10 protein-coding genes are annotated in these 9,473 nt (G+C 65.7%); 6 read left to right on the forward strand and 4 right to left on the reverse strand.

The genetic code is table 11. From position 1 onward, the window contains the following. Positions 1 to 690 carry a lipoate--protein ligase family protein gene (locus LAQ74_RS16075; RefSeq protein WP_224333571.1) on the reverse strand — a complete coding sequence of 230 codons (690 nt, stop codon included), beginning with the start codon at positions 688 to 690 and terminating at the stop codon, positions 1 to 3. 97 nt (positions 691 to 787) lie between these two features. Here LAQ74_RS16075 and LAQ74_RS16080 point away from each other — a divergent pair, with 97 nt between their 5' ends. Beyond that, positions 788 to 1,720 carry a DUF8155 domain-containing protein gene (locus tag LAQ74_RS16080; protein ID WP_224333572.1) on the forward strand — a complete coding sequence of 311 codons (933 nt, stop codon included), beginning with the start codon at positions 788 to 790 and terminating at the stop codon, positions 1,718 to 1,720. A 38-nt stretch (positions 1,721 to 1,758) separates the two neighbouring features. Here the strand turns inward: LAQ74_RS16080 and LAQ74_RS16085 are convergent, their stop codons facing one another. Next, a complete protein-coding gene (locus LAQ74_RS16085) occupies positions 1,759 to 2,304 on the reverse strand; it encodes a DUF4385 family protein (protein WP_224333573.1) in 546 nt (181 codons plus the stop codon). Between the two features lie 99 nt (positions 2,305 to 2,403). Between LAQ74_RS16085 and LAQ74_RS16090 the strand changes: the two genes are divergently transcribed. After that, the gene (locus tag LAQ74_RS16090) at positions 2,404 to 2,853 is read left to right on the forward strand and encodes a PaaI family thioesterase (protein ID WP_224333574.1); all 450 of its coding nucleotides are present in this window, start codon (positions 2,404 to 2,406) and stop codon (positions 2,851 to 2,853) included. Here the strand turns inward: LAQ74_RS16090 and LAQ74_RS16095 are convergent, their stop codons facing one another. After that, complete coding sequence (locus LAQ74_RS16095; RefSeq protein WP_224333575.1) at positions 2,854 to 3,423, reverse strand: cysteine hydrolase family protein; 570 nt, start codon at positions 3,421 to 3,423, stop codon at positions 2,854 to 2,856. It abuts the gene before it with no gap. Positions 3,424 to 3,602: 179 nt separating this feature from the next. Here LAQ74_RS16095 and LAQ74_RS16100 point away from each other — a divergent pair, with 179 nt between their 5' ends. Both LAQ74_RS16100 and LAQ74_RS16105 read left to right on the forward strand, forming a co-directional pair. After that, positions 3,603 to 5,159, forward strand: a complete 1,557-nt coding sequence (locus LAQ74_RS16100; protein WP_224333576.1) for an Hvo_1808 family surface protein — start codon at positions 3,603 to 3,605, stop codon at positions 5,157 to 5,159. A gap of 167 nt (positions 5,160 to 5,326) precedes the next feature. Continuing rightward, positions 5,327 to 6,685, forward strand: coding sequence for an Hvo_1808 family surface protein (locus LAQ74_RS16105; protein WP_224333577.1), 1,359 nt, complete (start codon positions 5,327 to 5,329; stop codon positions 6,683 to 6,685). Positions 6,686 to 6,870: 185 nt separating this feature from the next. Here the strand turns inward: LAQ74_RS16105 and LAQ74_RS16110 are convergent, their stop codons facing one another. After that, positions 6,871 to 7,497, reverse strand: a complete 627-nt coding sequence (locus LAQ74_RS16110; RefSeq protein WP_224333578.1) for a helix-turn-helix domain-containing protein — start codon at positions 7,495 to 7,497, stop codon at positions 6,871 to 6,873. 177 nt (positions 7,498 to 7,674) lie between these two features. On the opposite strand from LAQ74_RS16110, the gene LAQ74_RS16115 reads away from it, so the two are divergent. Next, positions 7,675 to 8,043: a DoxX family protein gene (locus tag LAQ74_RS16115; protein ID WP_224333579.1), complete on the forward strand. Its 369-nt coding sequence runs from the start codon at positions 7,675 to 7,677 to the stop codon at positions 8,041 to 8,043. A gap of 270 nt (positions 8,044 to 8,313) precedes the next feature. After that, complete coding sequence (locus LAQ74_RS16120; protein WP_224333580.1) at positions 8,314 to 9,471, forward strand: nicotinate phosphoribosyltransferase; 1,158 nt, start codon at positions 8,314 to 8,316, stop codon at positions 9,469 to 9,471. The last annotated feature ends 2 nt before the right edge of the window (positions 9,472 to 9,473 follow it).

A 9,473-nucleotide genomic window follows, 5' to 3' on the forward strand; every position in this document is an offset into this window, starting at 1 on the left:
TCAGTCGACCTCGGCTCCGACGCGCTCGACAGACGCCTCCAGGTCGCCGACGAACGCGTCTTCCAGCGCCCGGGCGACCGCTTCCGCGTCTCCCTCACCGCCGGCGCGGGCGACGCTGCCGACCGAGTCGGGGTCGAACGGTACCGACAGCGCCGCGTACACAGGGTCTAGCACGCGCGCAATCTCCTCGTGGTCGGCGACGAGCACGCACCCCGAAACGAGCGCAGCGCCCTTGCGGACGCGCTGGGCGACGCCAGCGATCTTCCCCGCCGACTGCACGGAGTGCGCACCCGGACAGAACGACTCGGGGGGTTCGCCGCGTTCGGCGTCGACGCCCACCGTTTCGAGCGCACGAACCACCGTCGCCACGGCGTCGTCGTAGCGGTCGTCCAACCCCCGGCGCATATCCTCGACGGGTCTCGCGTTCGCGAACGCGAGCGTGGTTCCGGTGTAGGCGACGGCCCGGCCGCCGACACTCCGTTCGACAGCAGGGTAGCCGCGCTCCTCGGCCGCCTCGCGGGCGGCGTCGTACCCCTCGGCGCGGGTGTCGCGCCGTCCGAACGCGAGTTGACGGTGCGGCGACCAGACGCGGAGCGACGGGACGCCCGTCTCGGCGGCGTCTTCGAGCAGTGTCGCCGTCACGTCGCGGTCGGCCTCCGGATCGCTCGCTCTCCCGTGTACGACTCGCATACCGTCTCCTGCGGGCTCGGCGTACCTAACACAACCGTCTCGGCTTCCGGTCCCGAGTTTCGACGGGGCTATGCGCTCGGGCGTCTACCTCTCGCCAATGGCGGTCACGCTCTCTTCGCCCGTCGCCGAGCGCTACCGGCGCTTCTCGCTGTACAACTCGCCGTACCCGGCGCACGACCGCGGCTGTGCCGTCGACTTCTACCCCGAGACGAACGAGGGTCTCTCGCCGGTTTCCGGCGAGGTGCTCGACACGAAGTCGGTTCGCGCGCCGCCGAAACCGTACGCCGTCGAGGAGGACTATCTCATTCTCGTCGCCGTCGACGAGGCGAACTCGCCGGGGGTTCGGTTCGACCGCGCAGAACGGACCGGCGGCGGAGACGACGAGGGCCACTACGTCGCCCGCATCCTCCACGTCAACCCGGCGGTCGAACCCGGTCAGCGCGTCGATGCGGGCGAGTCGCTCGGCGAGATGGTCCGGTCGGGCTTTTTCGGCCAGTGGGTCGACAACCACGTCCACCTCGGGTTCCGTCGCGTCGATCAGAACGCCTACCGCGCGGGCGGGTCACTCCCGCTGACGCTCGACGTGCCGGTCGAGCCGCTCGCGTGGGGTGGGTCGGGGACCATCGTCGAGGTCGGCGAGACGTACGCGCTGTTGGACGCCCCGTCGCATCCGGACTCCGGTGCGTACTTCGCGGGCGTCGCCACCGCCGACGGCCGAGTGCTCGACGGGGGAGTGGCGCACTACGTCGGCGGCGGCGTGTTCTCGTCGACCGGCGGCGAGACGGCCACAGTCGACGCACCGCTCTCGTTTCTCGACTATCCAGTCGGCGTCGCCAGCGGCCGCGACGTGCGGTGGAACTCCTTCGACGTGCTGGTCAACGGCGAGCGAGCGACTGGTCTCTCGCTGTTTCTCGCGCAGGATTCGGCGTTCGGGGCGAAACTCGTCTTTCACACCGGACACGAGTTCGCCGTCGGCGACGACGTTCGCGTCGAACTCGCCGCGAGCGACGACCCCGTCAGACTCGGATGAGTCGGTAGTCGGAACGCGGGCGGGTGCGGCGTCGAGAGTTATCCGTGTTTCTCGCGGTGTGCTCTCTTCTGTTCGGTGTACGTCTCGTCCGCCTCGACCGTGTTCCACCACACTTCGTAGATCAGCGCCGCCTCGCGCTTGTCGTCGTCGGCCCAGTACTGCGCGTTGCACTCCTTACCGTGGTCGTACTTCTTGCCGCCAGAGTAGCGCGCGTAGCGCATCGCCCGAGTGGAGCCCATCTGGAGATACTTGCGGGACATATCCATCCCGACGAAGTCGTCGCGGTAGTCGAGGACCCGACTGTAGATGGCTTCGCTGGATTCGTCGGCCGATGCGCGGTCCGCGTCGCTCCACAGCGGCAGCAGTTCGTCCTTGTACGGTTGGACCTTGAAAACGCCCTCCTCCCCGCGGCCGACGCGGTACCGCTCGGGGTGGTCTCGAACGTTCGTCTCGTACTTGAGCCCGTAGTCCGTCGATTTCGCTTCGCCGTTCGACTCCGCTGGTTCGTCCGTCGACTCCGTGCTCCTCGCCCCGTCCGCCTCCGACTCGTCGTCCGTCCGACTTCCGCCCGACGTCGAGTCCATACCAGCCAAACGCGGTGCTTGCGTACTACTTCCCCGACGAAACTCAACTCACGGGAGACGAATCGGCGGCTACAAACGGTCCCGCGGGAGTAGAGGGGTATGGACGATTCGCAGCCGTTTCCGACGGAGGCAGCGGCGATGCTCCAGCAGTTCATCGAACAGGAGCACGGCTATCTCTCGTGGCTGAACACGCGCGTCGACAGCATCGAGCGCGGGCGCGTCGTGATGTCGATCCCGTACGACGAGAAACTCACCAACACCACGTCGCCGCCGACGATTCACGGGGGCGTCGCCGCGACGCTCATCGACACCGTCGGCGGGGTCGCACAGCGGTCGACGTTCGACGATCCGACGCAGGGCGGCGTCGCGACCGTGAATCTCAACGTGAACTACCTGCGCCGCGCCTCCGGCGACCTGACGGCGACGGCGGACGTCGTCCGGGCCGGCGGGAGCATCGGCGTCAGCGAGATCACCGTCGAGAGCCCCACGCCCGATGGCGGAACCGAGGCCGTCGCTACCGGACAGGCAGCCTACCGGCTGTTCCGTTGACTACTCGAACGTCACCTCGTCGAGCGTCGCCGTCTCGCCGAACAGCCAGTCGGCGTGCTCGACGGCGTACTCCTTGTGGCCCTCCTCGATGTGGCCGATCGCGTCGGTGACGAGCACCGGCCGGAAGTCGCGGAGTCCGGCGCTTCCGGCGGTGTGGAGGACGCAGACGTTTGCCAGCGTCCCGCAGATGAGCAGGTCGTCGACGCCGTGGGCGTTCAACCACCCTTCCAGCTCCGTCTGGTAGAACGCGTCGTAGGTGTGTTTCGTGACGACGTGGTCGTCCTCGCGAACGTCGAGTTCGTCGACGAGTTCGGTCTCCCAACTTCCTTCGACGACGTGTTCACCCCAGCGCTCGAACTCGTCGTAGTAGTGGTTCCCCTCGAACTGTTCGGGCGGGTGAACGTCTCGGGTGAAGACGACGCGCGCGCCGGCGTCGTGCGCGCGGCCGACGAGCGTCGACACCGGTTCGATGGCGTCCTCGCTCGCGGGGGCGTAGAGGCTCCCGTCGGGGTGGCAGAATCCGTTCTGCATGTCGACGACGACGACGACGGTCCGTTTCGGGTCGTACATACGTTTCACTCCGCTCTCGGCGAGTAAATCGTTTGGCGAGCGACCCGCCGTCGAGACTGGGGTCGGTTCTCGGTGAAGTCGGCGGCGGTCCTCGGTGAGGCCGGTGTTGGCTCCCGGTGACGCCGCAGGCGGTGACGCCCGAGGCGACCGTTTTTCACGTTTGACTCCGTTGGGGACGTATGCGACGTACACTCGCAGTTGCGGTCGCGCTGCTGGTGGTGCTGTCGGGGTGCGGCGGCTTCGTCGGGTCCGAAGACCCGTCGTCGACGGCCGAGAGTCCCGACACGGCGACCGACACCACCTCTACTTCCTCGGACTCGACCGACGACGCTAACTCGTCCGGCGACGCCCCGCCGGCCGGCGACGCACCCAATTCCGGCGACGGAATGGCCGAGAACCCCCCGGACCCCGAGTCGGACAGACTCGGCTGGGAGGGCGGCTACTGGTACAACGAGACGCTCGACGTCGACCAGTCCGACGGTCTCAACGAGTCGGAGATGGAGGCGGTCGTCAACCGCTCGATGGCGCGCGTCGAACACATCCGCGGCCTCGAGTTCGAAGGGACGGTCCCCGTCGAGGTCATCTCCCGCGAGGAGTTCCGAAACGAGTCGACCGGGAGCGGCGGCGAGTACCCGCAGCAGCGCCGCGCCTTCGACAACGCGAAGTTCGAGGCGCTGTTCATGATCAACGAGTCGACCGACTCGGTCGCCGTCCAGAACACGAACACCGGAAGCTCCGTCGGCGGCTACTACAGCCCCACCGACGAGCGAATCGTCATCGTCAGCGAGAACACCACCTCGCCGAAGCTGAACGAGGTGACGCTCTCACAGGAGCTGTTCCACGCGCTACAGGACCAGCAGTTCGACCTCGCGAGCTACAACCAGTCGACGCGTGAGCAGCACAACGCCGTCGACGGCATCGTCGAGGGCGACGGCAACTACGTCGACTGGCTGTACGAGCAGCGCTGTAACGCCGAGTGGAACTGCCTCGAAGACAGCGCCTCCGCCGGTGGCGGCGGCGAACTCGCCAACTACGGTCCGTACCTCATCCAGTACCAGCCGTACAGCGACGGGCCGGCATTCGTCCGGCAGCTCCGCGAACGCGGCGGCTGGGAGGCAGTCAACGAGGCGTACGAGAACCCGCCCGCGAGCACCGAACAGACCATCCACCCCGACCGCTACCCCGACGACCGACCGGTCGACCCCACGGTGACCGACCGGACGAGCGGGACGTGGCAGCAACTCGAACCCGAGGGGCGGCCGAACTACGGCGAACTGGGCGAGGCGGGCGTGAACGCGATGCTCGTCTACCCACTGTACGAGACGGAGGGAGAGACGCAGATCATCCCCGCCCGGCAGTGGTACAACCTCAACGAGAGCGGGGAGGTGAACCAGTTCGACCCGTTCAACTACGACCACCCCTACACGGACGGGTTCCGCGGTGATCGCTTCGTCGCCTACCAGAACGACGCGGGCGAGACCGGCTACGTCTGGAAACTCGCCTGGGACAACGCCTCGCAGGCCGACGAGTTCCTTGACGGCTACGAGCAACTGCTGGAGTTCCGCAGCGCCGAGGAAGTCGACGACGCGTCCGGACCGGGGACCGTCTACCGCATCGCCGAAGACGACAACGGATTCGCCGACGCCTTCCGTGTGGTACAGGACGGCGACACCGTCTACATCGTCAACGCACCGACCGTAGACCAACTGTCGAACGTCCACGCGACGCAGTCGTAGTCGGCGCGTCGTCGACGTGAGTCGATTACACTACGTGAGTCGGTTACACTAACGCACCGTGGGCCGCCGCACCGCCGCACCGCCGCATCGCCGCATCGACGTACCGCCGAGGCGGCAGCACTCGGCCCCGTGGGAACGCTTTTCGCGACTCGCTCCAAGATAACGATGTGCACACGCGCATCACGCTCGCGCTCGTCGTCTGCCTCGTTCTCGCCGGTTGCACGGCACCGCTGACCGACGGGTCGCCGCTCGACGACGGCCTCGGCCAGGCAGAGGACGAGGACCGAATCGGGTGGGAGAACGGCTACGCGCACGACGACTCGCTGGATATCGACCAGTCAGACGGGTTGAACGAGAGCGAACGCGAGGCGTTCGTCGCCCGGACGATGGCGCGCGTCGAGAAGGTTCGCGGATTGGAGTTCGAGGAACCGGTCCCGGTCGAAGTCATCACTCGCGAGGAGTACAGACAGCAGAGCGGCGGCGAGAGGAACGCCGAGTACGAAGCGTGGAACAATCAGGTGTGGGAGTCGCTGCTGCTCGTCGGCGAGGACCGCAACGTCTCGGACGTGATGGACTCCGTCTACGGCGGGTCGGTGTTGGGGTACTACTCGCCGAGCGAGGACCGCATCGTCATCGTCAGCGACTCGGAGACGCCGGTCATCGACCGGACGACGCTGGCGCACGAACTCGTCCACGCGCTGCAGGACCAGCACTTCGGCCTCGAAGGGACCCCGTCGACGCAGGACGGCCAACTCGCGCGAAACGGCATCGTCGAAGGCGACGCCCGCTACACCGAGACGCTGTACGAACGACGGTGCGGGACGGAGTGGGAGTGCGTTCCCCGTCCGAGCAGCGGCGGCGGTGGCGGCGGCGACAGCGGCGCGCCCGGCGTCTTCCTCACCATCTACACGCCGTACGCCGACGGCCCACAGTTCGTCCACACGCTCCACCAGGAGGGCGGGTGGGAGGCGGTCAACGCCGCCTACGAGGACAAACCACAGAGCACCGAGCAGGTGATTCACCCGGAGAAGTACCCCGACGAACGACCGGAGAACGTCAGCGTCGAAGACCGTTCCGCCGCGGAGTGGTCGCGGTTCGATACCCGACCCACCGCCGACACCGTCGGCGAGGCGTCGCTGTACGCGATGTTCTGGCAGAACGGCTACATCGAACAGGAGAGCCTCCGCGACAGCCCCGACGAGTACTCGCCGTACAACTACTCACACCCCGCGACCGAAGGATGGGCCGGCGACGCCGTCGTCCCATACGAGGGCGACGACGGCGAGTACGGCTACGTGTTCCAGAGCGAGTGGGACACCGAGAAGGACGCCCGCGAGTTCGCCGACGCCTACCGCGCGACGCTGACAGACCGACTCGACGCGGAGCGAGTCGACGACAGCGTCTACCGCGTTCCCGACGACAGTTCGTTCGGCGATGCGTTCCGGGTGACGCAGGACGGTACAACGGTCACCATCGTCAACGCGCCGACGACCGAACAGTTGGACGACGTTCACTCGGAGGACTGACTCGTACTCGTGTTTCCTCTGGCTCCGTTAGAATCCTCGAATCGTGACAGGAGTCGCGTACTGAATAGAGAGGATGCGTTCAGCAACGTGGTGTCTCCAAGCGGTGTAGCTCTCGGTGAGTTCGTCATCGGTTGTCCTGCGACAATCGGATGAGATAAGAGCGATTCGTCTACCTCTGTCGCCGCCTACGAGATGAATTCCTTGATAATCCGGCCTTCAGCTCGATGGAGGACACCACTAGCCGCCGATTGATTGACTCCCAATGTTTCTGCAAGTTCGACTAGCGTACAGCCGCGAGGACTGTCGTAATAACCCCGTTCAACCGCTTCAGCGATGACCTCCCGCTGGCGTTCGGTCAGAAGCCCGTTCGAGTCGTATGATTGGGTTAACGACAGTATCTCGTACGGAATGTGAGCCGTCGCTAACTCGGTAGTTAACTCCGACAACTGCTCCTGTGAGGTAGTTTGTTCACCGGATGCCCACCCGTCTCGGATGATGATCGGAAATCGCGGAAGGATACCAATCGAACGCCTCGCCTCATACGTTGACGGCATCGGAAACACCAACTGGACCAGTACCATCTCGTCGTCGGAATGGAGCACTTCGTACGAGCGCACCTCCGGTGCGTCGTCGAACCGGCGAACGATGGCGTCCCTGTCCGATGTCGTTACTTCGATCAGTTCGAGCACGCCATCGTCTACGGGCTGGCTCGTCAGGATCTTGAACTCGGCGTCCGAGAAGTCGGTCGAAACACCAGCTAGCCAGTTGTCGCTGTCTGCCCCGATCTCGACCTTCAGGCGTACACGGACCATACCACAGGAATTGGCTGGCGAGTGGCTTAACAGACTTCCTAGTGGCTTAAAGAGGTGAATATATTCACGGAGAAATCCGTAGTCTCAACGAGCGTAGCAGACCCGTGCCTCTCGTCGGAGACAGGGACAGAACGTTATGAATGAACACCCGTCCGGATCGCGTAAGAATAGTAGACTATGAGCACAGTTGAAACGGCCATCCCCCTCGTGCAAGGGCTGCTCGGACTCATCATGCTGGCTGCGGGCACCGCGAAGCTAATCGGCATTGACCTCGTGGTAGAGGATTTCGATCGATACGGCTATCCAGAGTGGTTCCGATTCGTTACTGGTGGCATCGAGGCGTTTGGGGGTCTCGGCTTGCTCGTCGGTCTCGTGTTCGCGCCGATTCTCGCTGTTCTCGGCGGACTGTTAATCGTCGCCACGATGGCCGGGGCCATCCTGACACATCTCTTCCGGGTTGACGATCCGCTCTGGAGATTTGTCGGGCCATCGATCTATCTCACCGTCGGACTCCTCGTGACGAGATTCCACCTGCTGTCGTTCTAGCCATCGAAGTACGAGCAGCAGTACTTACCCCGATTGCGGCAAGGACGGGAGTCGTAGGCACGATTCAAGCGAGATGTCGCCCTCGATAACTACGCGGGCGTAGACATCGGTGGGTTCGTTATGGCTTCGGATGCAAGATACGCGCACTACATTCAGCACGGCTTCGACACCCTCTCACCGATCGAGAATTTCGACGGAGCAGTTCCTCCTTTCGTACCGCCCGACACACAACAGGGTGACTTTTTGCGTCGCCCCCTCCAACGAACCCCAATGAGCGACAGCGAGTTCGACATCGTCGGGCCCGAGGCCATCCGCGAGGGCCGCGCGACCGACGCCTACTTCGACCGAACAGAGACGACGCTCCGACACGCGGGCAAGAACCCCCCCGTCGTCGCCGAAGTCACCGCCGACCAGTTCCCCTCCGGCGACTTCGAGGTGCTCGCTGGCGTGAAGGACGCCGCCTCGCTGTTGGCCCCACTCGGCGTCCGCGTCGACGCGCTCCCCGAGGGGACGCTGTTCGACGGCGGCCCCGTGATGCGAATCGAGGGCGACTACCTCGACTTCGCGCGCTACGAGACTTCTCTCTTGGGCTTTCTCTCACACGCCTCTGGCGTCGCCACCGCGGCGCTGGAAACGCGCGTCGCCGCGCCGGAGTCGAACGTGCTCTCGTTCGGCGCGCGTCACGTCCACCCCTCAATCGCGGCGATGGTCGAGCGGAGCGCCCTCCTCGGCGGGCTCGACGGCTTCTCGCACGTCGCCGCCGGTGACGTGCTCGGCCGCGAGGCCAGCGGGACGATGCCGCACGCACTGTTGCTCTGTTTCGGTCGGGGGAATCAGGAAGACGCGTGGCGGGCGTTCGACGAGGCGGTTCCCGAGGACGTCCCGCGCGTCGCGCTCTGTGACACGTTCTCCGACGAGAAAGATGAGGTCGTTCGCGCCGCGGAGGCGCTCGGCGACCGTCTCTCGGGCGTGCGCCTCGACACGACGAGCTCGCGCCGCGGCGACTTCCGCCACATCGTCCGCGAGGTGCGCTGGGAACTGAAGGCTCGCGACGTCGACGGCGTCGATATCTTCGTCAGCGGCGGGTTGGGACCGAAGGACCTCCGCCACCTCCGCGACGTGGTCGACGGCTTCGGCGTCGGTGGCTACGTCTCGAACGCCGACCCCGTCGACTTCGCGCTCGACATCGTCGAGATCGACGGCGATGCCGTCGCCAAGCGCGGCAAACTCTCCGGTGTCAAAGAAGTGTACCGGACGCCCGACGGTCGCCACCACGTCGGCCTCCGCGGTTCGGAGGCTCCGGCCGACGGCGAGGCGCTCTTGGAACCGCTGGTCCGCGGCGGCGAGGTCGTTCGGTCGTTCGACGTCGACGCGGCCGCAGAGCGCGCGCTGACCGACGCGGCGCGAACCGGGTTCGCCGCGGAGTAGCC

It is taken from the genome of Haloprofundus halobius, assembly GCF_020097835.1.
Classification (GTDB): Archaea; Halobacteriota; Halobacteria; order Halobacteriales; family Haloferacaceae; genus Haloprofundus; species Haloprofundus halobius.